Origin of the sequence: Kribbella sp. NPDC051952, assembly GCF_040680855.1 — a bacterium.
GTDB lineage: Bacteria > Actinomycetota > Actinomycetes > Propionibacteriales > Kribbellaceae > Kribbella.
In genome coordinates this window covers 182,640-205,675 of record NZ_JBFAXQ010000012.1, presented here as the reverse complement: position 1 = coordinate 205,675, position 23,036 = coordinate 182,640, and the positions used below count along the sequence as shown (strand labels likewise).

The following is a 23,036-nucleotide window of genomic DNA, read 5'->3' as shown; positions in this document are numbered from 1 at the left end:
GGATGAAGTACCTTCCGCTCGAGTTCTTCGGTGGCGTGTCGCTGATCATCGTGATCATGATCGTCGCGGGCCGCGCGGTCCGACGCCCGGGCTCGCCGAAGGGCCCGATGTGGCAGTACATCGCGGGCGGATTCTCGCTGTTCGTCCTGGCGGGGGTGCTGTACACCTTCCCGCCGCACAGCGTCGTACTCCCCGGCCTGATCATGGTGCTCGGCGCCGGCCTCTTCACGCTGGGTATCGCGATACTGGGCGGCGGCTACTTCAGCTTCTTCGGTGCGGCGGCCAGCGGGATGGCGGCCGTCCCGTTCCTGATGACGCCGACACCACTCGCACTCGTCCACGTCGGAAAGACGATCACCTGCCACATCCGCGGCTACCGCGGGCACGAGGTGTCCGAGTTCACCGCGGACTGCCCGGACGGACACAGCTACGACTTCACCAAACATGGCTTCCACGACTTCCCCGGCGGCGAGGTACCGGTGATCATCGATCCGCACGGTGTGTTCAAGGCCGAGTTCGTCGGCGAGGAGAACGTCACGGTCGACACCGTCGGTGGGGTCCTCGGCCTGATCGGTGCCGGCGGCGTCATCGCCGCCGCGGTCGCGTCCCGTCGCCGTCAGCACGGGCAGGTCAAGCACGTCGTCAAGCCCCCGTTCAGCACCGGGGCCTAGCTCGCGCGGGCGACCTCGGCGGCGGCTTTCACGAAGCGCTCGGTGAGCGGCGACCGGGTCGCCCAGGCCGCCCCGGTCCACCACGTGGCGGCGCGACCCGGGAGCGGGATCAACCGAACCTCCGGCGGCGCGATCCGCTCGGCCGACAGAGGTACGACGGCCGGCCCGGCACCGGCCGCGGTCAGCGCCAGGACCGTCTGCAGGTCCCCGGACTCCTGAAGTACTTGCGGGTGGCAACCGAGTTCGGCGTACAGGCTGTTGATCTGGGCGGTCAGGCCGGGACCACGGGTCGGGGTGAGGCGAACCAGCGGCCGGGAGTCGATCCAGCTGACCAGGTCACGTGGGACATCCTGGCCGGCCTGGACCGCCAGGCTGAGACGGTCGCGTCGTAACCGAAGGTGTTCGATCCCGGCCGGGACGGGCAGCCGGACGAACCCGATCTGCAGGCTTCCGGCCAGCAATCGCTCGCACTGAACCACCGACGACATGTCCTCGAGCGAGATCGCGACACCCGGCCACCGGCTCCGGAACAGCGCGACCGCCTTGGGCGCGAGCTCGATCCCGGACAGCCCGAATCCGATCGCCAGCGACCCCTCGGCCCCCGCCGCGACCTGGGCCGCGCGACGGTCGAACGCCTCGGATCGGTCCAACAGTTCTTGTGCGTCCGGCAGCAGCAGTTCACCCGCTGCAGTCAGCCGGGCGCCGTGTCGGCCGCGGCTGAACAGCACCGAACCGACCCGACGCTCCAGCACCTGGATCTGCTTGGTCAGCGCCGGCTGACTGGTCGACAACTCCTCGGCCGCGGCCCCGAAATTCCGCAGTCTGGCGACCGTGACGAACGCCCGGAGCAAACGTAGATCCATAACCCCAGGATATGGAATCGGATCCAACAGCTATTGGACGTCATAGATGCTCCGGCGTTTCGATGGTGTCATGACAGCCTTCCGCGCCACCGTCGTCCAGTTCGAGCCGGTCCCCGACCAGCCCGCCACCAACCTCGCCACGGTCGAACGGCTGGCCCGGGCCGCGGTCGCCGACGGAGCCCGGCTGGTCGTGTTCCCGGAACAGTGCCTGCTCGGCTACTGGCACCTCCGCCGTCACTCCGCCGAGCGACTGCGGGAGCTGGCCGAGCCGGCCGACGGACCGCTGGTCAGCCAGGTCGTTGCCCTGGCCGCGGAACTCGACGCCGGCCTCGGGGTCGGTTTCCTGGAAGATGCTGACGGCAAGTTGTTCAACTCTTACGCTGTGTGCCTGCCGACCGGCCAGGTCCACGTTCACCGGAAGCTGCATGCCTTCGAACACGAGGCGATCGCGAGCGGATCGTCGTACACGGTGTTCGACACACCCTGGGGATTCCGGGCCGGCGTGCTGATCTGCTACGACAACAACCTGGTCGAGAACGTCCGGATCACCGCGTTGCTCGGAGCAACCGTCCTGCTCGCGCCGCACCAGACCGGCGGGACGAACTCCCGCAGCCCGCACGGGATGAAGCCGGTTCCGCAGCAGGTCTGGGATCGTCGGCGCGAGGATCCGGAAGCCGTCCGGGCCGCCTTCGACGGGCCGAGCGGACGCGGCTGGCTGATGCGATGGCTGCCGGCCCGGGCCCACGACAACGGGATGTTTGTGCTGTTCAGCAACGGTGTCGGCCGGGACGACGACGAGCTCCGCACCGGGAACGCGATGATCCTCGATCCGTACGGCCGGATCGTGGCCGAGACCCCGGTCCCGGACGAGGCCGTCGTGACGGCCGGTCTGGATCTCGACCTGGTGCCGCTGGCAACAGGTCGTCGCTGGCTCCGCGCCCGCAGGCCGGAGCTGTACGGCGTACTGACGGAACGGACCGGAGATGAGCTGGATCCGCGGGCCGCGCGGTTCTCGTCGGATCCGGTCAGTAGATAAGGGCGGTGGCGATCGCGGCGATACCTTCGCCGCGGCCGGTGAAGCCCAGACCGTCGGTGGTTGCCGCGCTCACCGAGACCTCGGCGTCGCAGGCTGCGCTCAGCACCTTCTCCGCCTCTTGCCGACGGCCCCCGATCCGGGGCCGGTTGCAAACGATCTGGACCGTCACGTTGCCGATCTCGAACCCGGCCGCCCGAACCCGCCGAGCCGCCTCGGTGATCAGCGCGACCCCGGCGGCACCGGCCCACTCGGGCTCCGACGTACCGAAGTTCGACCCCAGGTCGCCCAGCCGCGCTGCGCTCAGCAACGCGGTGCAGATCGCGTGTGCGGCCGCGTCCCCGTCCGAGTGACCGGCGAGTCCAGACGTTTCATCCGGCCAGTGCAGGCCGGCCAGCCACATCGGGCGGCCTTCCTCGAGCGGATGTACGTCGATACCGTTGCCTACTCGCGGGATCTTCACGCGAGCCGCCTCTCCGCCAGCAATGCCTCGGCCAGCAACAAGTCCTGCGGCCGCGTCACCTTGAACGCGTCGGCAGACCCCTCGACCGTCATCACGGTGATTCCGAGCCGCTCACACAACATCGCGTCATCCGTTGCCCCGAGCACCTCTACAGCATGCGCCCGCCGCAACGCCTCCGGGCTGAACCCCTGCGGTGTCTGCACGGCGACAAGCGTCGATCGGGCGGGCGTGTCGACCACTTCACCCGACGGCGCGACCCGCTTGATCGTGTCCGTCACCGGCACCACCGGTACGACGGCCTGGGCGCCAGCACGCACCGCGTCGACGACCCGCTCGATCACCTCAACCGGGACGAAGGCCCGCGCCGCGTCGTGGACCAGGATGCAGTCGATCCCGTCGACCGGGACCACCTCGAGGGCAGCCCGGACCGAATCGGGCCGCTCGGCGCCGCCCGGGACCACGAGCAGCTGGACGTCACCGACGTACGGCTCTAGTTCCTTGCCGACCGCCTCCTCGGTGCCTGGCGGAACGGCGATCACAAAGCAGACGAGGTCGGCGGCGGTCGCTGCCTTCAGTCCACGGACTGCGTGGACCAGCAGCGATTCGCCACCGACCTCTCGAAATGCCTTCGGTGTCTCTCCACCCAACCGCAAGCCCAGCCCGGCCGCGGGTATCACGACCGCGCTACTCATGCAGATGCTGCGCTCAGGAAGCGAGAACCTCGTCGAGGATGGCTTCCGCCTTGTCCTCGTTGGTGTGCTCGGCCAGGGCCAGCTCGGAGACCAGGATCTGGCGTGCCTTCGCCAGCATCCGCTTCTCACCGGCGGACAGACCACGGTCACGCTCACGGCGCCACAGGTCGCGGACGACCTCTGCCACCTTCATCACGTCACCCGAGTGCAGCTTCTCCAGGTTCGCCTTGTAGCGTCGCGACCAGTTGGTCGGCTCCTCCGTGTGCGGTGCACGCAGCACGTCGAAGACGCGCTCCAAGCCAGCCTGATCCACGACGTCACGCACGCCGACAAGATCGAGGTTGCACGCGGGGACCCGGACGACCAGGTCGTTCTGAGCGACGATCCTCAAGACCAGATAGGTCTTGTCCTCACCTTTGATCTGACGGGTCTCGATGTCCTCGATGACGGCCGCTCCGTGATTGGGGTAAACAACCGTCTCGCCGACTGTGAAAGTCATATGTCACGTGCCCCTTTCCGAGATCTATCCTACCACGCGCTGGGTGGTCCGGTCGGGGCGTTTGCGCTGGTCAGAGGCCACTTCGCGCCTTGACAAACGCTCTCACCCGTGCCTCGTACGCGCGCGAACCGTTGCCTGCGACATCACTTCGGCACCTCCCGCCGTCAGGTCCGCCCGGGGCCAGGGCTACGCTTTGGTGCGCCGGAGGCGGCTGCCTGGCGGCGTCGAACAGCTTGCACGAGAGGGATCCCAGTGCCGATCACGTTGTCCTCGCGGTCCGTCCGGCGTACCGCGCTGGCGGGTGCCGCCGCCACTCTCAGTATCGCGCTGGCGGCGTGCAGCGCGAGCTTCAGTGCCCCGACCTCGCAGCCGTACCAGGCGGCCGAGGGCACCAACGCGGACTCGGGCTCGATCCACGTCCGCAACATGCTGGTGCTGGCCGACGCCGACGGCAAGGGCGAGCTCCACACCGTCATCGTGAACGACGGCACCGAGGACGACACCCTGGTCAAGCTGGCGCAGGCCCCGGCCGGCACGGCGGACGGCACCGACGGCGGCTGGCAGCCCGGTACGGTCACGTTCAGCGAGCCCAAGCAGCCGCTGGAGCTGAAGGCCGGATCGTCGATCCTGCTGCCGCCCTCGAGCAGCAGCCAGGTGGCCAGCAGCGAGAACGACCCGAACGCCGCGCAGGTCGAGCCGATCTCGGTGACCGGTGCCAAGCCGGGGCAGATGGTCAACGTGACCATCACCTTCGGCAAGGCCGCCCCGATCAGCGCGTACGTCCCGGTGCTGACCGACGACCACTACTCGCCGACGCCCGCGTCCGGGGAGTAGGTCAGCCCTTACCTGCCTGGGCGGCCTTGGTCAGCCCGGGCAGGATCTTGTCCAGCACCCAGGGGACGCTCAGCACGCTGACCGCGCTCATCCCGGAGATGACCTGCTGGTCCTGCATCGCGTACGCGGCGCCGCCCTTGACCGCACCGAGGGACGAGTAGACCGGGTCGGCCAGGAACTTCTGGGTCCCGATGCCGTCGACGTACGCGACCAGTACGTCGGCGTCGACGTCGGACACCTTCTCCTTGCTGATGGTGAGAGCGAACTCCTTCTTGGTGTTCGTCTTCTCCAGCGCGTCCACGCCCGGCGCGTTCTTGAAGCCCATCTCGTTCAGGATCTGCACCCGCGGGTCACCCGGCATGTAGACGTAGTTGTCCGCACCGAACGAGCCGACCGTGATGGTCTTGTCCTTGAACTCGGGGTGGTCGGCGGCGACCTGCTTGATCTTGTCGCCGATCCCGGCGATCAGCTTCTCGGCGTCGGCCTTCTTGCCGAGCGCCTCACCGACGAGCAGGGTCTGGTCCTGCCAGGTGGTCTGCCACGGCGCCCCCGGGTACGCGACGGTCGGCGCGATCCCGCTCAGGGTCTTGTACGTCGCCTCGTCGAACCCCTCGTACGGGGCCAGGATGACGTCCGGCTTCAGCGCCGCGATCTTCTCGAACGGGTACTTGTCGCCGGTGTCCAGCAACGTCGTCTTCGCCGCGTCGAACTTGTCCGCGTCCCACGCGGTGACGCCGGCGGCGGTCTGGCCGTAGGTGACCTTCGGCATCCCGACCGGGGTCTCACCGAGGGCGTAGACCACGTCCTGTGCGTTCCAGCCGAGCGTGACGATCCGCTCCGGCTTCTTCGGGATGGTGGTGTCGCCGAACGTGTTCTTCAACGTGACGGGGAACCCGTCGGACGCCGTACTCGCGGCACTGTCGGCTTTGCCGGCGTCACTGCCACACGCAGCCAACGAGGTCGCGACCAGTACGGCGCTGACCGCCGTGCCGATCAGGCGGGTACGGGACCAGAACATGGTGACTCTCCTTAGACCAATTGCCTCAACTAAGGAGAGCCTAAGCTAACTCCAGCGGACCTCGCGACCCGCAGAGGTGTGAATCAGGACTCGGACCGGGCGGCGAGTGCCCGGACGGCCCTGCTCAGGACTCGAACTTGTAACCCAGGCCGCGAACCGTGACCAGATGCGCCGGGTTCGACGGGTCCTTCTCCAGCTTGGACCGCAACCGCTTGACGTGGACGTCAAGGGTCTTGGTGTCACCCACGTAGTCGGCGCCCCAGATCCGGTCGATCAGCTGCCCCCGGGTGAGCACCCGGCCGGTGTTGCGCAGCAGCATCTCGAGCAGCTCGAACTCCTTCAGCGGGAGCCGGATCTCTGTCCCGGACACGGTCACCACGTGCCGCTCCACGTCCATCCGGACCGGACCGGCCTCGAGGGTGTCGGGCAGCAGCTCGACATCCTGGCCCCGGCGCAGCACGGCGCGGATGCGGGCCAGCAGCTCCCGCGGGGAGTAGGGCTTGGTCACGTAGTCGTCCGCACCCAACTCGAGACCGACGACCTTGTCGACCTCGGTGTCCTTGGCGCTGACGATGATCACCGGCACGTTGCCCCGGCTGCGCAGTGCCCGGCAGACCTCCGTGCCGGACAGACCCGGCAGCATCAGGTCGAGCAGGACGATGTCCGCACCGGCCCGGTCGTACTCGTCCAGCGCATCCGGCCCGGTCTCCGCGACGGCGACCTCGAAGCCTTCCTTGCGCAGCACGTACGACAACGCGTCGCTGTAGCTCTCTTCGTCTTCGACGACCAGCACTCGGGTCACGAAGCTGCCTCCTTGGTTCTGTCTGACGGGGTAGGCGTCAGGTAGATGGCCGGCTCCTCCTGGCTGGTGGAGTCGGTCTGGCCCGCCGCGGGTTCGAGCCGCAGCGGAAGTCTCACGGTGAAGGTGGAACCCTGGCCCTCGACACTCCAGACCCGTACGTCGCCGCCGTGGATGGAGGCGATGTGCTTGACGATCGAGAGGCCCAGGCCGGTCCCACCGGTTTCCCGGCTGCGGGCCCGGTCGACCCGGTAGAAACGCTCGAAGATGCGTTCCAGGTCGCTGCTCGGGATGCCCACACCCTGGTCGCTGACGGTGATTTCGACCAGGTCCCCGATCGGGTGCGCGGCGACCGCGACCCGGGTCCCGTCGGGGCTGTAGTTGACCGCGTTCTCGACCAAGTTGCCGATGGCAATGGATAGCTGATCCTCACTGCCCATCACCTCCAGATCCGGCTCGGTCTTCACGACGATCTTGATGTCACGGTCCTCGGCGTCGACCCGGCAGCGATCCACCGCCGCGTCGATGACCCCGTTGATGTCGACCGGGCCTGGGTTCTCCAGCGGGTCGTCACCCTGCAGCCGGGACAGCTCGATGATCTCCTTGACCAGCCGGCTGAGCCGGGAGGCCTCGATCCGCATCCGGTCCGAGAACCGCTGTACGGCCTCGGGATCGTCGGACGCTTCCGAGACCGCGTCGGCCAGCAGGATCAGCGCACCGACCGGGGTCTTGAGCTCGTGGCTGACGTTGACGGTGAAGTCGCGCCGGATCGCTTCCAGCCGGCGTTCGCGGGTCCGGTCCTCGACCAGGACCAGCACGAGCTGGCTGCCCAGCGGCGCGACCCGGGCACTGACGTACTGCGTCGCACCCAGGCGACCGCGGACGATCTCCAGGTCCTGCTGGCGGATCTCGCCGTCGCGGCGGACCGCGCGGACCATGGTCAGGATGTCGTCGACGACCAGTCGCTCACCCCGGACGATGCCGAGCACGTGCGCCGGGGCGCTGGCCTGCAGGACCTGGTCCTCGGGACCCATCACCACCGCGGACGACCGCAGTACCGACAGAACCGTGGCAACGCCGGCCGGGACGATCGGCTCCGGAGACTCCGGGATCTTGCGTTGCGCCCGCTCCGAAAGCATCATCGCGCCGAGTGAAAGCAGGGCCAGGGCCGCGCCGATGACGCCGCCCAGCACCGCAGCCAGCGTGGGGTCCACGGCAACGATGCTACGCGGGCAACCAGCAGGGAAAGACCGAATGAGCACCGGATGACCGGGACACGACCTAACTGTTCATCGGTCGTTCACCACTCGTCGCCGTCCGGCAACCTCGACGGCATACGGTCACCGGTGGGCGGGTACGGGTATGTTCCTGCCACCTCGCCCGCCGTGGCACCGGACACCACAGATCGGAAACGAACACAATGCGTGACAGCTATCACGAGCAGCTCGACGACATTCTCGCCGAACTGGAGCGGATGACGCGGACGGTGTCCACTGCCGTGCGCCGGTCGACCGCCGCGCTGCTGGAGGCGGACATCCGCCAGGCCGAGGAAGTCATCGCGGCCGACATCCAGCTGGACGCCGCCGGCGAGGGCGTGGAAGAAAAGGTCTTCGAGCTGATGGCGCGGCAGTCGCCGGTCGCCAACGAGCTGCGGATGCTGGTCGCGGCGCTGCGGATGGTGGCCGACCTGGAGCGGATGGGCGACCTGGCCGCGCACGTGTCGAAGATCGCCCGGATGCGCTACCCGGCCCCGGCGATCCCGACCGAGCTGCACGACGTGATCCAGGAGATGGGCACCGTTGCGGGCAAGATGGTCGACGCCGCCGGTGACGTGATCAAGTCCCGCGACGTCGAGGCGGCCGGCAAGCTCGAGGCCACCGACGACCTGATGGACAAGCTGCGCACCAACCAGTTCCGCCTGATGATGGACGACGAATGGCCGCACGGCGTCGAGGTCGCCGTCGACATCGCCCTCCTCGGCCGCTACTACGAGCGCATCTCCGACCACGCCGTCTCCATGGCCCGCCGAGTCGTCTACCTCGTCACCGGCGAACTCCCCGTAGCCATCGGCGGCACCGCCGCCGGCTCGGGCGCCGGCGCCTCCACCCCCAACCCCAACGGCAACTAACCCCCAAAGGGCCCCCAGCAACCACTTGGTTGCCGGGGGCCCTTTGTTCGTCCAGGACCGGCCGCAGATCGGCACCGGGTGACGATGAGCCGCACCTAAAGAACACGCATACGGGCGCGACTGCCTGTCGCCGGCTCCGCGGGGGCCGCGGGTCGTACTTACAGACCGGAGCACTCGGCAGGAGCTCTCCGGATTCCGGGTGCGGTGGTCAGGCGCCGGGCACTTCCGCTGGCGGGAAGCGGACGTGTGACACTCACCAACTGCGGATGCGCGAGTTGGATCAGGCTCAGGTCCTGACTGCGCCAAGGCTGATCGCGCGGTTGGTGAGTGTCCCAGGCCCGCCCCGGGATCGCGTGCGGTGGTCAGATGCCGGGCAGCCTATGCGCCCTGCGCCGTTCTTTTGCGTCCGGCGGGCGTTCTTATGCGCCTGGCGGGGTGACGGGGTTGACGTCGTCCAGGTTCAGGGTGCGGAGGTGGTCGCGGAGGCCTTGTAGTTCCGGGCTTTGGGCCACCAACTCAGGGTTGTCCTCCAGGAGAGCGAGTTTGGCTTTCTGGAGGTCCCTCATGTGCTGTTCGACCGCATCCAGGTGTGCGAGCACCTCAGGGCCGTCCATGGCTGACACGTCGGTGTTGACCAGCCGGTCCGTGACGGATTCGTCCATGGCAGGAAGGTATCGGAAGAACCCCGGCCCGGTGCCCGCGCGACCCTCCCAGGCCCCTGCCGCCGAGTACATCACCCCGTGAGTGCACCCGCGCCCCGGCGAAGCCGGCAACAGACAGCCGCGCCGAAGGCGTGTCCTTTTGCGTGCGGCTCACCATCTCCGGGTCCTGCCGCCGAGTACATAAGCCTGCAAGCACAACCCGCGTCCCGGCGAAGCCGGCAGTAGACGGCCGCGCCGGAGGCGTGTCCTTTACGCGCGGCCCCCATCCCCTGGTCCTCCCGCCGAGTACGCCGGCCCGTAAACAGGATCCGCGCCCCGGCGAAGCCGGCAACAGACAGCCGCGCCGGAGGCGTGTCCTTTACGCGCGCCTCCGGCGGAGCTGGAGGGGGTTAGCGGCCCTGGTTTTTTACGGCTTCGATGGCTTCTTTGGCTGCGGTTGGGTCGAGGTATTCGCCGCCCGGGGTGACGGGGTGGAAGTCCTCGTCCAGTTCGTAGTACAGCGGGATACCCGTCGGAATGTTGAGCCCGACGATCGTCTTCTCGTCGATGTTGTCGAGGTGCTTCACGAGGGCACGCAGTGAGTTGCCGTGGGCGGTGACGAGGACGGTCTTCCCGGCGCGCAGGTCCGGGACGATCGCGTCGTACCAGTAGGGCAGCATTCGCTCGACGACGTCCTTGAGGCACTCGGTCGCGGGCAGGAGCTCGGACGGGAGGCCGGCGTACCGCGGGTCGCCGGCCTGGTCGTACTCGGAGCCGCGCTCGATCGCCGGCGGCGGGGTGTCGTAGGAGCGGCGGAACAGCATGAACTGCTCCTCGCCGAGCTCCTCCAGGGTCTGCTTCTTGTCCTTGCCCTGCAGACCGCCGTAGTGCCGCTCGTTCAGGCGCCAGGACCGGCGTACGTCGATCCACTGGCGGTCGGCCACCTCGAGCGCGATGTTCGCGGTGCGGATCGCCCGGCGCAGCACCGAGGTGTGTAGTACGTCGGGGAGCAGGTCGCGGTCACGGATCAGCTCGCCGCCCCGGTGCGCCTCCTCGACACCCTGGGCGTTCAGGTCGACATCGACCCAGCCGGTGAAGAGGTTCTTGGCGTTCCAGTCGCTGTGGCCGTGGCGGAGCAGGATCAGGCGATAGGTCATGACTGCGAGTCTATCGAGGCTCCAGCCAGCCCTTGAAGGCGTCCAGGTTCCGGGTGGATTCACCCCGGGAGACGCGCCACTCGTACTCCTTGCGGATCGAGGTCGCGAACCCCAGTTCGAGGATGGTGTTGAACGAGGAATCGGCGTACTCCAGCACCGCACCCAGCAACCGATCGACCTCAACAGGTGTGATCGCGTGCAGCGGAACCCGACCGTCCAGGTGGATGTCACCCATGTGATCGACGGCGAACGCGACGCCGTACATCTTCAGGTTCCGCTCCAGCAGCCAGCGGTAGACGGCCTCCTGGTTCTCGTCCGGGTGTCGCGCCACGAACGCGTGCACCTGCACCGCCTGCGCTCCGACCGTCAACGACACGGTCGTCTTGAGCTTCCGCTCCCCCGGCAGGTCCGCGCTGAACGCACCCGGCGTCGGCTCGGTGAACTCGATCCCGTTCTCGGTCAGCACCTGGCGGATCACGTCCGCCGCTGCAACTCTCACCCGGCCACCTCCGCGGCCAGTTCAGCCGCCATTGTCTGTGCGGCGGTTCGGTACGCCGCCAGTGTTCTGCGGGCGGTCAGCTCCCAGCCGAATCCTTGCGCGTGCTTGACCGCCGCCTGGCTCATGCTCTCGCGGGTGAGCGGATCCGTCGCGATCCGGCCCAGCGCGTCGGCGAAGTCGTCGACGCTATGTCCGCGTACGAGCAACCCGGTCTGCCCGTCGACCACCGCCGTACTCAGACCGCCCACAGCCGCCGCGACCACCGGCGTACCGCAGGCCTGCGCCTCCAACGCGACCAACCCAAAGGACTCCGAGTACGACGGAACGCACACGACCGACGCGGCCCGGTACCACTCCGCGAGCCCCGGCCGCTCCATCGGCTTCACGAATCGCGTCACGTCGTCGACCCCGAGCGCCCGCGCCAGCTCGGCATGCGCCTCGGGGTGCTCCATCCCGTTACCCGACGGCCCGCCGATGATCGCGACCACCAACCGTTCCCGCAGCCCGGGCTCCCGCTCGAGCAACCGCGCAGCCGCCCGGATCAGCAGATCCGGCGCCTTCAACGGCTGGATCCGCCCGACGAACGCCAGTACGACGGCATCCACCGGCAACCCGAGTGCCCGTCGGGTTGCGGCCTGGTCGCCCGGACTGAACACGTCCAGATCCACGCCAGGGTTGACCACACCGACCTTCGCGGGCTGAGCGCCGTACAGCGTGATCAGTTCGTCGGCCTCGTCCGAAGTGTTGGCCAGCAGCCGGTCCGCGGCCTCGACGACCTGCTCCTCGCCGATCAGCCGTGCAGGCGGTTCGGGTACGTCGTCCTCCGCGAGGCTGGCGTTCTTCACCTTGGCCATCGTGTGCATGGTGTGGACGAGCGGGACGGCCCACCGGTCGCGGGCGAGCAGTCCGACCTGGCCGGACAACCAGTAGTGCGAGTGGATCACGTCGTACCAGCCGGGCTCGTGGATCGCCTCGGCCCGCAGCACCGCGCGGGCGAACGTGCACAGCTGGGCAGGTAGTTCGTTCTTGGTCAGGCCTTCGTACGGCCCGGCCGCGACGTTGCGGACCATCACCCCGGGCATCAGCTCGACCCGGGCGGGCGTGGCTGACGCGGTCGCGCGGGTGAAGATGTCGACCTCGATCCCGAGGCCGGCGAGCTGCTTGGACAGCTCCACCACGTAGACGTTCATCCCGCCGGCGTCCCCCGTGCCCGGCTGGTCGAGCGGCGAGGTGTGCAGGCTGATCATCGCGACCCGCCGGAGTGGACGGTCGGCGGAGGGTTCGGTCACGTGGTCAGCGTAACTCCGGGTCCTCCGCCGCGAATCGGGACTTCTCCCTATCAACCGGCTCCCTATCAGCCGGCTCCCTGTCGGCCGGCTCGTCGGACGCCGCCCAGCTCGCCAGCAGCCGCAGGTTCTCCTCGGAGGTCGATCCGGGCTCCACGGTGTACGTGACCATCAGCTGATCCGGCTCGCCGGGCGGCTGCAGCGTCTCGTACCGCACGGTGATTTCCCCGACCACCTGATGGAGCTGCGTCTTCGTCCCGAACGTCTTGTCCTTCACGTCGTGCCGGGCCCAGTGCTGCCGGAACTCGGGGCTGTGGATGGACAACTCCCCGATCAGCTCGGCGAGTTCCGGGTCGTCCGGGTAGCGACCGGCGTACATCCGCAGGTAGCCCACGGTCTCCTCCGCGACCGCCTCCCAGTCCGGGTAGAAATCGCGCGTCGCCGGGTCGAGGAAGACGAGCCGCGGGATGTTCCGCTGCTTGGGCTCGAGGTTGCCGAAGTCCGCGATCAAGGCCGCGGCCAGCCGGTTCCACCCGATCACGTCCATCCGGCGGCCGAGCACGAACGCAGGAACGTCGTCCATCGAGTCCAACAGCCGCTGCAGCCCCGGCCTGATGCGTTCGACCGGGGTACGACGTTTCGCCGTACGCCGGACCGGTTTCGCCAGCCGGGCCAGATGCTCGCGCTCGTCCGCGCTCAGGCTGAGTACGCCGGCGACCGCGTCGAGGATCTCCTGCGACACGTTGTCGGCGCGGCCCTGTTCGAGGCGGATGTAGTAGTCGGCGCTGACGCCGGCCGCCTGCGCGAGCTCCTCCCGCCGGAGGCCGGGGACGCGGCGACGACCGCCGAACACCTTCAGTCCGAGGTCCTCGGGCTGCACCCGGGCCCTGCGTGACTTCAGGAATTCGGTCAGCTCCTCACGTCGGTCCATGCCTTCCAGTATCCAGATCGGCCGGATCCGGAGCCTGGTCCTGCCAGAACCAGGTTCAGCAGACGACTGGGTAGCCGCTCGCCGCCGCCACAGGATCGGTGTCATCAACCGAACATTTCCTGGGAGAAACACGATGACGAACCTTCCGCTGACCGGCCGCAACGCAGTCGTGACGGGTGCCGCGAGTGGAATCGGTGCCGCGATCGCCGAACGGCTCGCGGCCGACGGCGCCGCGGTCGCGCTGGTGTCGCGGCGACAGGACCGGCTGGACGACCTGGCAGGCAAGCTCGGTCCGCAGGCTTTCGGGGTCGCGATGGATGTGACCTCGCCGGACTCCGTCGACGCCGGGGTCGCGCAGATCCACGACCGGCTGGGACGTGCCGACCTGGTCGTGAACGCGGCCGGCGTGATGCTCGCCGCACCGATCGAGGCGGGTCGGCTGGACGACTGGACCCGGATGATCGACACGAACCTGACCGGCGTACTGCGAGTGGTCCAGGCCTTCACGCCCGACCTGATCGAGGCGGCCGGTGCGGGCCAGACCGCCGATCTCGTGAACATCTCGTCGATCGGAGCCCACGCGGTCTTCCCGGGCTACGCCGTGTACGGCGCAACCAAGGCGGCCCTCACGCACCTGTCCACGTCACTGCGGGCGGACCTTTCGCCGTACGACGTCCGCGTGACCAACCTCGAGCCGGGTCTGACCGACACCGAGCTGGCCACGCACCTCGACGCCACCGGACAGGACCTGATCGCGTCGATGAACGACCAGATCGGACCGCTGCACGCCACGGACCTCGCCGATATCGTCGGCTTCGTGGTGTCCCGGCGGCGTGAACTCAACCTCCGCCAGATCATCGCCCTGCCGACTCGTCAGGCGTGATCGTCAGGGAGGGCGAGGGTCTGGCCGGTCTCCAGGGCGGCGGTGATGCTGCGGTTCAGGACGGCCCGGAGGTCCGCGGTCTCCTTGCTCAGTTCGTCGATCAGGTCGCTGTGGCCGGCGATCTCGGTGCTGGACAGGAGCTCGACGTATCGGTCCCGATCCTCCAGGGCACTCGCCAGGATGGACTCGGCCCTGAGTACGGCGTCGGCCTCGCGGACCTGTTCGGCGTACTGCTCGAGCTTGGCGACCTTCGCCTCCATCGCGGTCGCGGACAACTCGATCGCTTGGCGTTGCGGAGCGAGCACGGCCTCGAGCTGGGCGCCGGGCAGTTGCTCGGCGAGCTCGGTCTGGCGGACGCGCAGGGCGGATTGCTGCTGGAGCACGCGGCCGAGGTCCCACAGGTTCTCGGGGAGGACGATCTCGTTCTTCACTGCGTCCAGCAGGCCCCGCTGGTTCACATCGGACTCCTGGACCGAGCGGACCGCCTGCTGGGCACGCAGCATCAACGCAGTGGCGTCGGCGTCCCAGTCCGCCGGCAGCAGGTACTCACCGTGGTGCACCCGGGCGGCCGTTCGCTCCTTGGACTCGATCGACATCCCGATCAGCATGGCGACCAGCAGCAACAGACCGAGGATCCCGGCCCCACCGCTGATCCACGGGGCCACGGCATCGGGGAACAGGCCATAAGCCAGCCAGCGCACGAACAGCCAGACGCCGTACTCCATCGCGGCGAAGAATCCGAGGCCGGCGATCGACGTACCGGTCGCATCCCGCAGGTCGATGTGCCGCTTCGGCGCCGGCGCGGAGGCCGGAACGAGGATCTTCTGATTGGCGGCGAGCAGGGTGCGGACGTCGGGCGCGAGCTCGGGCGAGAAGAGGGGCTCGGCCTTCTGCTTTTTCTTCTTCTTGGGCTTCTCGTTCGCCATCCCGCCCCCTGATCATCGCGCGGCCCGCACAAGTAACGACGTTCTACTGTGCGGACATGTTCCGCGCTCTGGCAACCGGGCTGCGAGACTGGGAACCATGACTACCGAACGTCCTCTGGCTGTGGTGACCGGTGCGAGCAGTGGGATCGGGGCCGCCTCGGCGCGGTACCTGGCCCGCGCGGGTTTCGAGGTGATCTGTGCCGCCCGCCGGCTCGACCGGATCGAGGCGCTGGCCAAGGAGATCGACGGCCGCGCGGTCCAGTGCGACGTGACGTCCGCCGACGACGTCGCTGCCCTGACAGCAGCCGTCGGTGACCGGCTCGCTGTACTGGTGAACAACGCCGGCGGCGCGTTCGGGTTCGAGCCGGTCGCCGAGGCGGACCTGGACGCCTGGCGCCGGATGTACGACGTGAACGTGATCGCCGTCGCGGCCGTCACGAAGTCGTTGCTCCCGGCCCTCATCGCCGGGACCGGAACGATCATCGTGATGGGCTCGACGGCCGGTCAGGTCGCGTACGAGGGCGGAGGCGGATACGCCGCCGCGAAGCACGCAGCCAAGGCCGTCGTCGACACTCTCCGTCTGGAGCTGTTCGACCAGCCGGTGCGGGTGTGCGAGATCGCGCCGGGGATGGTCCGCAGCGAAGGGTTCGCGCTGACCCGCTTCGATGGCGACCAGGCCAAGGCCGACGCCGTGTACGCCGGTGTCGCCGAGCCGCTCACCGCCGACGACATCGCGGACATGGTCACGTGGGTCGCGACCCGGCCGTCCCACGTCAACATCGATCGCCTCACCGTCCGCCCCCGCGCCCAAGCCGCCCAGCACAAGGTCCACCGCGTTCAGTAGCCGGACTCGGCGTACGACGTAAGCCGGGCGGCGAACGCGGTAACCAGGTCACGGAGCTCGTCCGGCCGCTCGACCACGAACGGCAGGTCGAGCGCGGCGAGCAGCGGCGGTAACCAGTCCAGCCGCTCCGCCCGGATCTCCGCGCGTACCCACCCCGAGTCCTCGGTCAGCGTCGCGACGCTGACCGGAAGCCTGGCTCGAACCCGGTCGACCGTGCCCTGGATCCGCACCGTCACCTCGTACCGGTAGTCGGCCGTGGCGAACCCGGTCAGCATCCGGTCCGCCACGCCAGACCCGACAGGTGCTTCGAACGAACCGGGCTGAGTCCTCGCGTCCGTGATCCGATCGAGCCGCAACGTCCGCTCTTCGCCGATCTCCGGGTCGATCCCGGCGAGATACCACCGGCCCGCGTGAGCGACGACCCCGTGCGGGTGCAGCGTCCGCTCGCTTCGCTTCCCATGCCGGTCTGCGTATCTCAGCCGAACCGGCCGCCGATTCCGGACCGCATCAGCGACAGCCAGCAAGATCCCGGCGTCCGGCGTCGCCACCGCAAGCGGGTCATCGGTGAACTCGAGCGATTCCAGCAACGCGTCGAGTCGCCCGGCGAGATGCGCAGGCAGGACCCGCCGGATCTTGGCCGACGCTGTCTCACTCGCCGTACGGTCCGTGGTCAACCCCAACCGCTCGCCCGCGACCAGCCCGAGCAACACGGCCAGCGCCTCTTCGTCGCCGAGCATCAACGGCGGCAGCCGATACCCGCGTCCGAGCCGATATCCGCCGTACCGGCCGCGCACCGACTCCACCGGTACGTCGAGCTCCACCAACTGATCCACATACCGGCGGATCGTCCGGCCGTCGACGCCGAGCCGGTCCGCGAGTTCGGCGATCGTCCGCGTTCCGCCCGACTGCAGCAACTCCAGCAGCGTCAGCACACGAGCGGTCGGTCGGGCCATACCGCAAATCTAGCGCCAATAGTGGACCGAAGCTGTCCAGTATTCGTCCTAGCCTGCGGGAGACAAGCCATTCCGTGTGCCAAGGAGAAGACCCATGAACTTCGTTTCGATCCGCATCATCACCGGCGACGTCGCCGGCCTGGTTGCGTTCTACGAGCGCGTCACCGGAGTGCAGGCGACCTGGGCGAACGAGGACTTCGCCGAGGTCGTCACACCGGGCGCCACCCTCGCGATCGGTAGCACCCGCACCGTCCCGTTGTTCGCCGAGGGATCGGCCCGGCCCGCGGACAACCACACCGTCATCACCGAGTTCCTGGTCGACGACGTGGACCGCGCGTACGCCGAACTGACCGGCTACATCACCACCTTCGTCAACGAGCCGACCACGATGCCGTGGGGCAACCGATCGCTGCTCTTCCGCGACCCCGACGGGAACCTGGTCAACCTGTTCACGCCGGTCACCCCAGCCGCCCGGGAGAAGTTCGCGCTCGCCTAGAGCGGGGTCGCCGGCGTCACCTCACGGGTGTGGACGAGTACGTCGAACCACTCCGCCAGGCTGTTGCCGGTCATCGCCGACGACGGGCCGGCGTCCGGGAAGCCGCGCGTCTTCGCGACCGCCTGCAACCAGCTACGGACAGCTGTGGACTGTGGGCGCTGGCGGAGATCGAGAGTGAACTGGTCGCGACCAGCCGCGGCGAGCCGGTGCTCGAACCAGTCCGCCGCCGCGGGCGGCAACGTCGTCGGACCGGCCGCCGTACCGTGGTCGAAGGTGAAGCCGACGGGGCGGTAGCGGGCGCCGTACCAGCTGTGCAGGTAGGAACCGACGCTCGGGAACACCGTGTCTGGGCCGGGTGGAGCGGTGACGCGAAGATCCGGTGCGTTGGCGACGTGAGCGCTCGCGGCCCAGTAGATGACCTTGCTCCGGGTGAAGCTCTGCCACCAGCGCACGTTCTCGGCGGCGCGAGCGTCGCGGTAGGCCGGGATCTCGTCCTCCGGCAGGCTGAACGCCTTGTAGAACGAGCGAATCTGCCGCGCGTGCTGCAAGGTGATCGCGTAGTCCCGGTCGTTCGGCCGATGCGGCAGGCTCTCGACCAACTCGAGCACCGCCTGAGCATTGGCGACGTACGGCGCTTTGTTGTCGAGCTGCCAGTACCACCCGAGATACGCACCGATGTCGTCGAGATTCGGCCGGATCGGGTCCAGGCTCCGACGCAACTCGGCGAGCCGGCTCGGCGTACGCCGTGCGACGTACTCGTCGACCGCGTCGTACGAGAGTTGGCGGGTCGCGAAGTACTCGGCGCCGGCGAACCGGACCTTGTCCTGGTGGGTGGAGTTGTAGGCGCGGAGGTACTCGAAGAGCGCGGCGTTCTCCTGCGTCCGCGCCTCCCGGCTCAACTGGCCGACCAACGCCTTCAAATCACCACGTCCGGTCAGCACGTATTCGTTCAGCTGCGTGCCCAGCGACCAGTCGTCCTCGAACGCGATCGCCCGATAACCAAGGTGCTCGACCAGGTAGCGCGTCACGCCAAGCTTCAGCCGGGTGAGGTCCGCAGTCGAATGCACGGCCTCCCCGAGCCCGACGATCTGCGCGCCACTCATCGACCACCGCAATTGTGAGAGATCACCGATCGGCTCGGCATTGCGGGCGATCCAGCGATCGACCGCGTCGTCCAGTGCGTAACTGCGCGTCCCCAAGCCGGCCACCGACGCCACCCCGAGCGCCGAGCCGGCCAGCAATGTCCTGCGAGAAACCTTCAAATCAGTGAGTTCCATGCTGCACAACCCTGGCGCCCGGGAGTGGTCGCGGGCATCCTCCGGCGGAGGGCTTCGCAGATACGCCGTCCGGCGTACGCATCCCGCGCGAAGCACTCGTATCGTCGACACCATGACCGAGCAGAAGGCGATCGTGATCGGGGCCGGCATCGCGGGACTCTCCGCGGCCGCAGCGCTGATCCGATCCGGCTGGCGCGTCCAGATCCTCGAGAGCGCACCGGAACTAGGCGAGGTCGGCGCCGGCCTCGCCGTCACCGTCAACGGCGCCCGAGCCCTCGACACCATCGGCGCCCTCGACCAGGTACGACGAGCTGGGTACGCCGTCCGCCCGGCCGGGACTCGTCGCGCCGACGGCAAATGGTTGCTCAAGGCCCCTGATGGCGGCGAGCTCAGCCAGATGATCGGCATCCACCGCCGCCGGCTCCACCAAGCCCTCGCCGAGGCAGCCGGCAACGCCGAGCTCATCACCGGCGCCCGCGTCACCGCCGTCGAACCAGGTACGCCGGGAGCCGAACCGGCCCGTGTCACCTGGGAATCCGGCGAAGCCACCGCGGACCTCGTGGTCGCCGCCGACGGCATCCGCAGCGTCACGCGCAGCATCCTCTTCCCGGACAGCAGCCTTACCTACAGCGGATACTCCAGTTGGCGCGCGGTCGTCGCGGACACCTCCACCAACGATCGGTTCGCCATGGTCTGGGGTCCGCACGCCGAATTCGGAGCCCTCCGGATCAGCCCCGACGAGGTCTACTGGTACGGGTACGTCGCTCTCCCAGCCGGGCACCGATTCTCGAACGAAGTCGACGCAGCCCGGGACTACTTCGGGAAGTGGGCACCCGACGTACGCGCACTGACCGAAGCCACCGACACCGTGATCCGGCACGACGTGTGGACCCTCGCCAAGCCCCTACCTCGTTACACGCAAGGCCGGACGGTACTTGTCGGCGACGCCGCTCACCCGATGCTCCCGACTCTCGGCCAGGGCGCCAACTCGGCGCTCGAGGACGGGATCTCAGTTGGTGCACTGATCCGGGGCGATGTCGCGGCAGGTCTCCGGGACTACGAGACGCAGCGTTATCGGCGTACGCAGCAACTCGTTGCCAAATCGGCCCAGATGGCCCGGGTCGGCGCTCATCTCGGTCGCGGACAGTGGTTGCGGAACGGGCTCCTCCGCATCACGCCACCAGCGACCGCACAGCGGTCCGGCACCCGGATCATGGACTGGACACCACCGTCATTTGGCGCGGAGACGATCCACCGGGGGTGAGCTGATCGGAAGCGGTCCGGCCGGCGCCGGCAGATCGTACGTCGCGTAGACCCTGCGGCGAACGGCTTCCAGCGGGAACGTCTCGCGGTAGATCGCGAGCTTCACCGTCACGCCCTCCAAGGTTGCCCGGAGCAACATCTCCTCGACGGCCGGATCGGCCGCACCGCGGGCGGTGAAGACGTCGCGGATCGCATCCTCGACCAGCGCCAGCCGGGCCGACTTCGCGTCCTCGACCCGGGCGAACACATCATGCGTGGTCGGCTGCATCATCAGGCTGATCGCGAGCCGCTGGATCGGAAGCGTGGTCGCCGCGGCCATCAACGCACCGTCGATGATCCCGGCCAGACGTTCATCCGGAGTTCCCTGGATGGACAGGATCGCGGCGATGCCGTCCAGCCAGCGATCCAGCAACTCCGCCGCGAGGTCTTCCTTGGTGGCGAAGTAGTACGAGACCAGGCCGCGGGAGACGCCGGCGGTCGCGGTCACATCAGAGATGGAAGCGGCCTCAAAGCCCTTGGCCGCGAAGACTTCGAGCGCCGCGGCCAGGATGCGTTCCCTGGAGCGAGCCCGCATCTCCTGGTTGGCGGTGGCCGATCTCGGCACGGTCCCTTTCCCTGGTCGAAGCCCCGAAGCGCCGGACAACCCCCCATTGGTATGCCCGGCGCTCCCGGGCTGACCCCCCGTTGTTTCAGGCCCCTCCCCAGGCGCCGTCTATAGACTGGATGTCCAGTCAATAAAAGTCAACGCGACGCCCGTTTCGTGGACACGAACGGTGACGGGTAGGATGAAGGGGCTGCGCCCTGCGTCGAGTGGCCTTCTCGAGCGACACAACACGCCGTAGCCACCGCCTGACACCCAGTCCTCTCTGCTTGGAGCGCTTCCTCATGCCTGTCCGTAACGACCTGCGCAACGTCGCGATCGTGGCCCACGTCGACCACGGGAAGACCACCCTGGTCGACGCGATGCTGTGGCAGTCCGGCGCTTTCGGCGCGCACCAGCACGTGGACGAGCGAGCGATGGACTCCGGCGACCTGGAACGTGAGAAGGGCATCACGATCCTGGCCAAGAACACCGCCGTACGGCACAAGATGGCCAACGGCGAGCAGATGACGCTGAACATCATCGACACCCCCGGCCACGCCGACTTCGGTGGTGAGGTCGAGCGCGGCCTGTCGATGGTGGACGCGATCGTGCTGCTGGTGGACGCCTCCGAGGGCCCGCTGCCGCAGACCCGGTTCGTGCTGCGCAAGGCGCTGGCGCGGCAGATGCCGGTCATCCTGGTGGTCAACAAGGTGGACCGTCCCGACGCCCGGATCTCCGAGGTCGTCGACGAGACATACGAGCTGTTCCTCGACCTGCTCGACCACGACGCCGACCAGAGCGCGCTGGACTTCCCGGTCGTGTACGCCTCGGCCCGCGCGGGCCGTGCGTCGCTGACCCAGCCGGCCGACGGCGGGATGCCCGACTCCGACGACCTCGAGCCCTTGTTCGAGACGATCCTGGCGAACGTGCCGGCCCCGGAGTACACCGAGGGCGCGCCGCTGCAGGCCCACGTCACCAACCTGGACGCCTCGCCGTTCCTCGGCCGGCTCGCTCTGGTCCGGGTGCACGAAGGCACGCTGAAGAAGGGCGCCCAGGTCGCCTGGTGCCGCCACGACGGCTCGATCCAGAAGGTCAAGATCACCGAATTGCTGGTCACCGAGGCGCTCGAGCGAGTGCCCGGCGATTCGGCCGGTCCGGGCGACATCGTCGCGATCGCGGGCATCCCGGAGATCATGATCGGCGACACCCTGACCGACCCGGACAACCCCAAGCCGCTGCCGCTGATCACCGTGGACGAGCCGGCCATCTCGATGACGATCGGCACCAACACCTCACCGCTGGCCGGACGGACCAAGGGCACCAAGGTGACCGCGCGGCTGGTCAAGGACCGGCTCGACCGCGAGCTCGTCGGCAACGTCTCGCTGAAGGTGCTGCCGACCGAGCGCCCGGACGCGTGGGAGGTGCAGGGTCGTGGTGAGCTGGCCCTGGCCATCCTGGTCGAGCAGATGCGCCGCGAGGGCTACGAGCTGACCGTCGGCAAGCCGCAGGTGGTCACCCGTGAGATCGACGGCAAGCGGCACGAGCCGGTCGAGCGACTGACCATCGATTGCCCCGAGGAGTACCTCGGCACCGTCACGCAGCTGCTCGCGGTCCGCAAGGGCCGGATGGAGCAGATGACGAACCACGGCACCGGCTGGGTCCGGATGGAGTTCCTGGTCCCGGCGCGCGGGCTGATCGGCTTCCGCACCGAGTTCCTCACCGACACCCGCGGCACCGGCATCGCGCACCACGTGTTCGAGGGGTACGAGCCGTGGTTCGGCGAGCTGCGCACGCGGCCGAGCGGTTCCCTGGTCTCGGACCGGACCGGCGCGGCCACGTCGTACGCGATGATCAACCTGCAGGAGCGCGGCACGATGTTCGTCGAGCCGACCACCGAGGTGTACGAGGGCATGATCGTCGGCGAGAACTCGCGCTCCGACGACATGGACGTCAACATCACCAAGGAAAAGAAGATGACCAACGTCCGCTCCAACGCGGACGAGTTCGAGAAGCTGGTCCCGGCCCGCAAGCTGTCGCTCGAGCAGTCGCTGGAGTTCTGCCGCGAGGACGAGTGCGTCGAGGTCACCCCGGACGCGATCCGCATGCGCAAGGTCGCGCTGACCCAGATCGAGCGCTCCAAGCTGGGCCGCAAGAACAAGAACTGAACCAACCGGAAGCGCCCGCGGAGTCCGCGGGCGCTTTCGTTCGCAGCGGTGTGACTCCTGGGGTGGGAGTGGTTGCTGGTTCGTGCGTCAAGGGCGCTCGAGAGTTTCTAGGGCACGAAGTGGAAACGGTCG

25 protein-coding genes are annotated in these 23,036 nt (G+C 68.3%); 9 read left to right on the top strand and 16 right to left on the bottom strand.

The features are described 5' to 3' along the window. The first annotated feature begins 2 nt into the window (after positions 1-2). Positions 3-671, top strand: a complete 669-nt coding sequence (locus AB0L70_RS23175) for a hypothetical protein (RefSeq protein ID WP_363687341.1) — start codon at positions 3-5, stop codon at positions 669-671. Here the strand turns inward: AB0L70_RS23175 and AB0L70_RS23170 are convergent. Beyond that, on the bottom strand, positions 668-1,534 hold the full coding sequence (locus AB0L70_RS23170) for a LysR substrate-binding domain-containing protein (protein WP_363687339.1): 867 nt from the start codon (positions 1,532-1,534) through the stop codon (positions 668-670). The two genes, AB0L70_RS23175 and AB0L70_RS23170, sit on opposite strands and share 4 nt — an antisense overlap. Before the next feature lie 70 nt (positions 1,535-1,604). On the opposite strand from AB0L70_RS23170, the gene AB0L70_RS23165 reads away from it, so the two are divergent. After that, entirely contained in the window at positions 1,605-2,570 is a 966-nt protein-coding gene (locus AB0L70_RS23165) for a nitrilase family protein (protein ID WP_363687337.1), read from the top strand. Here the strand turns inward: AB0L70_RS23165 and ispF are convergent. From ispF to AB0L70_RS23150, 3 genes are read right to left on the bottom strand one after another with little or no spacing between them, the layout of a single operon-like run. Beyond that, on the bottom strand, positions 2,560-2,970 hold the full coding sequence (gene ispF, locus AB0L70_RS23160; protein ID WP_363687433.1) for a 2-C-methyl-D-erythritol 2,4-cyclodiphosphate synthase: 411 nt from the start codon (positions 2,968-2,970) through the stop codon (positions 2,560-2,562). The genes AB0L70_RS23165 and ispF overlap by 11 nt on opposite strands. A gap of 56 nt (positions 2,971-3,026) precedes the next feature. Then, a complete protein-coding gene (gene ispD, locus AB0L70_RS23155; RefSeq protein ID WP_363687335.1) occupies positions 3,027-3,722 on the bottom strand; it encodes a 2-C-methyl-D-erythritol 4-phosphate cytidylyltransferase in 696 nt (231 codons plus the stop codon). A gap of 13 nt (positions 3,723-3,735) precedes the next feature. Continuing rightward, entirely contained in the window at positions 3,736-4,221 is a 486-nt protein-coding gene (locus AB0L70_RS23150) for a CarD family transcriptional regulator (RefSeq protein ID WP_012918679.1), read from the bottom strand. Positions 4,222-4,473: 252 nt separating this feature from the next. Here AB0L70_RS23150 and AB0L70_RS23145 point away from each other — a divergent pair, with 252 nt between their 5' ends. Further along, positions 4,474-5,055 (top strand): hypothetical protein, encoded by a 582-nt coding sequence (locus tag AB0L70_RS23145; RefSeq protein WP_363687333.1) that lies wholly within the window; start codon positions 4,474-4,476, stop codon positions 5,053-5,055. A 1-nt stretch (position 5,056) separates the two neighbouring features. On the opposite strand, the gene AB0L70_RS23140 is transcribed toward AB0L70_RS23145, so the two are convergent. From AB0L70_RS23140 to AB0L70_RS23130, 3 genes are all read right to left on the bottom strand, one after another. Continuing rightward, on the bottom strand, positions 5,057-6,073 hold the full coding sequence (locus tag AB0L70_RS23140; RefSeq protein WP_363687331.1) for an iron-siderophore ABC transporter substrate-binding protein: 1,017 nt from the start codon (positions 6,071-6,073) through the stop codon (positions 5,057-5,059). A gap of 124 nt (positions 6,074-6,197) precedes the next feature. Next, positions 6,198-6,875, bottom strand: coding sequence for a response regulator transcription factor (locus AB0L70_RS23135; RefSeq protein ID WP_360145511.1), 678 nt, complete (start codon positions 6,873-6,875; stop codon positions 6,198-6,200). After that, on the bottom strand, positions 6,872-8,086 hold the full coding sequence (locus AB0L70_RS23130; protein ID WP_363687329.1) for an ATP-binding protein: 1,215 nt from the start codon (positions 8,084-8,086) through the stop codon (positions 6,872-6,874). Before AB0L70_RS23130 ends, AB0L70_RS23135 begins: the two co-directional genes overlap by 4 nt. Positions 8,087-8,292: 206 nt before the next feature. Between AB0L70_RS23130 and phoU the strand changes: the two genes are divergently transcribed. Then, a complete protein-coding gene (gene phoU, locus AB0L70_RS23125) occupies positions 8,293-9,000 on the top strand; it encodes a phosphate signaling complex protein PhoU (RefSeq protein WP_363687327.1) in 708 nt (235 codons plus the stop codon). 419 nt (positions 9,001-9,419) lie between these two features. Here the strand turns inward: phoU and AB0L70_RS23120 are convergent, their stop codons facing one another. The 5 genes from AB0L70_RS23120 to AB0L70_RS23100 form a co-directional block, all read right to left on the bottom strand. Further along, on the bottom strand, positions 9,420-9,662 hold the full coding sequence (locus tag AB0L70_RS23120) for a hypothetical protein (protein ID WP_363687325.1): 243 nt from the start codon (positions 9,660-9,662) through the stop codon (positions 9,420-9,422). A gap of 389 nt (positions 9,663-10,051) precedes the next feature. Next, a complete protein-coding gene (locus AB0L70_RS23115) occupies positions 10,052-10,798 on the bottom strand; it encodes a phosphoglyceromutase (RefSeq protein ID WP_363687323.1) in 747 nt (248 codons plus the stop codon). 10 nt (positions 10,799-10,808) lie between these two features. Then, positions 10,809-11,297, bottom strand: a complete 489-nt coding sequence (locus tag AB0L70_RS23110) for a YbjN domain-containing protein (protein ID WP_363687321.1) — start codon at positions 11,295-11,297, stop codon at positions 10,809-10,811. After that, positions 11,294-12,586, bottom strand: a complete 1,293-nt coding sequence (gene mshA, locus AB0L70_RS23105) for a D-inositol-3-phosphate glycosyltransferase (RefSeq protein WP_363687319.1) — start codon at positions 12,584-12,586, stop codon at positions 11,294-11,296. The genes AB0L70_RS23110 and mshA overlap by 4 nt, the downstream gene beginning before the upstream one ends. Positions 12,587-12,590: 4 nt before the next feature. Continuing rightward, positions 12,591-13,514 (bottom strand): helix-turn-helix transcriptional regulator, encoded by a 924-nt coding sequence (locus AB0L70_RS23100; RefSeq protein WP_363687316.1) that lies wholly within the window; start codon positions 13,512-13,514, stop codon positions 12,591-12,593. A 133-nt stretch (positions 13,515-13,647) separates the two neighbouring features. Here AB0L70_RS23100 and AB0L70_RS23095 point away from each other — a divergent pair, with 133 nt between their 5' ends. Next, complete coding sequence (locus tag AB0L70_RS23095; protein ID WP_363687314.1) at positions 13,648-14,397, top strand: SDR family oxidoreductase; 750 nt, start codon at positions 13,648-13,650, stop codon at positions 14,395-14,397. Here AB0L70_RS23095 and AB0L70_RS23090 read toward each other — a convergent pair. Next, positions 14,388-15,323 (bottom strand): hypothetical protein, encoded by a 936-nt coding sequence (locus AB0L70_RS23090; RefSeq protein WP_363687312.1) that lies wholly within the window; start codon positions 15,321-15,323, stop codon positions 14,388-14,390. The two genes, AB0L70_RS23095 and AB0L70_RS23090, sit on opposite strands and share 10 nt — an antisense overlap. A 97-nt stretch (positions 15,324-15,420) precedes the next feature. Between AB0L70_RS23090 and AB0L70_RS23085 the strand changes: the two genes are divergently transcribed. Continuing rightward, positions 15,421-16,167, top strand: a complete 747-nt coding sequence (locus AB0L70_RS23085; RefSeq protein ID WP_363687310.1) for an SDR family NAD(P)-dependent oxidoreductase — start codon at positions 15,421-15,423, stop codon at positions 16,165-16,167. On the opposite strand, the gene AB0L70_RS23080 is transcribed toward AB0L70_RS23085, so the two are convergent. After that, entirely contained in the window at positions 16,161-17,120 is a 960-nt protein-coding gene (locus tag AB0L70_RS23080) for a YafY family protein (RefSeq protein WP_363687308.1), read from the bottom strand. The two genes, AB0L70_RS23085 and AB0L70_RS23080, sit on opposite strands and share 7 nt — an antisense overlap. Positions 17,121-17,214: 94 nt before the next feature. On the opposite strand from AB0L70_RS23080, the gene AB0L70_RS23075 reads away from it, so the two are divergent. Next, complete coding sequence (locus AB0L70_RS23075; protein WP_363687306.1) at positions 17,215-17,616, top strand: VOC family protein; 402 nt, start codon at positions 17,215-17,217, stop codon at positions 17,614-17,616. Here AB0L70_RS23075 and AB0L70_RS23070 read toward each other — a convergent pair. Continuing rightward, the gene (locus AB0L70_RS23070) at positions 17,613-18,893 is read right to left on the bottom strand and encodes an erythromycin esterase family protein (RefSeq protein WP_363687304.1); all 1,281 of its coding nucleotides are present in this window, start codon (positions 18,891-18,893) and stop codon (positions 17,613-17,615) included. The two genes, AB0L70_RS23075 and AB0L70_RS23070, sit on opposite strands and share 4 nt — an antisense overlap. A 112-nt stretch (positions 18,894-19,005) precedes the next feature. Here AB0L70_RS23070 and AB0L70_RS23065 point away from each other — a divergent pair, with 112 nt between their 5' ends. Then, entirely contained in the window at positions 19,006-20,157 is a 1,152-nt protein-coding gene (locus tag AB0L70_RS23065) for an FAD-dependent monooxygenase (protein WP_363687302.1), read from the top strand. Here the strand turns inward: AB0L70_RS23065 and AB0L70_RS23060 are convergent. After that, entirely contained in the window at positions 20,125-20,760 is a 636-nt protein-coding gene (locus AB0L70_RS23060) for a helix-turn-helix domain-containing protein (RefSeq protein ID WP_363687299.1), read from the bottom strand. The genes AB0L70_RS23065 and AB0L70_RS23060 overlap by 33 nt on opposite strands. 281 nt (positions 20,761-21,041) lie before the next feature. Here AB0L70_RS23060 and typA point away from each other — a divergent pair, with 281 nt between their 5' ends. Further along, positions 21,042-22,904, top strand: a complete 1,863-nt coding sequence (gene typA / locus AB0L70_RS23055) for a translational GTPase TypA (protein WP_363687297.1) — start codon at positions 21,042-21,044, stop codon at positions 22,902-22,904. The last annotated feature ends 132 nt before the right edge of the window (positions 22,905-23,036 follow it).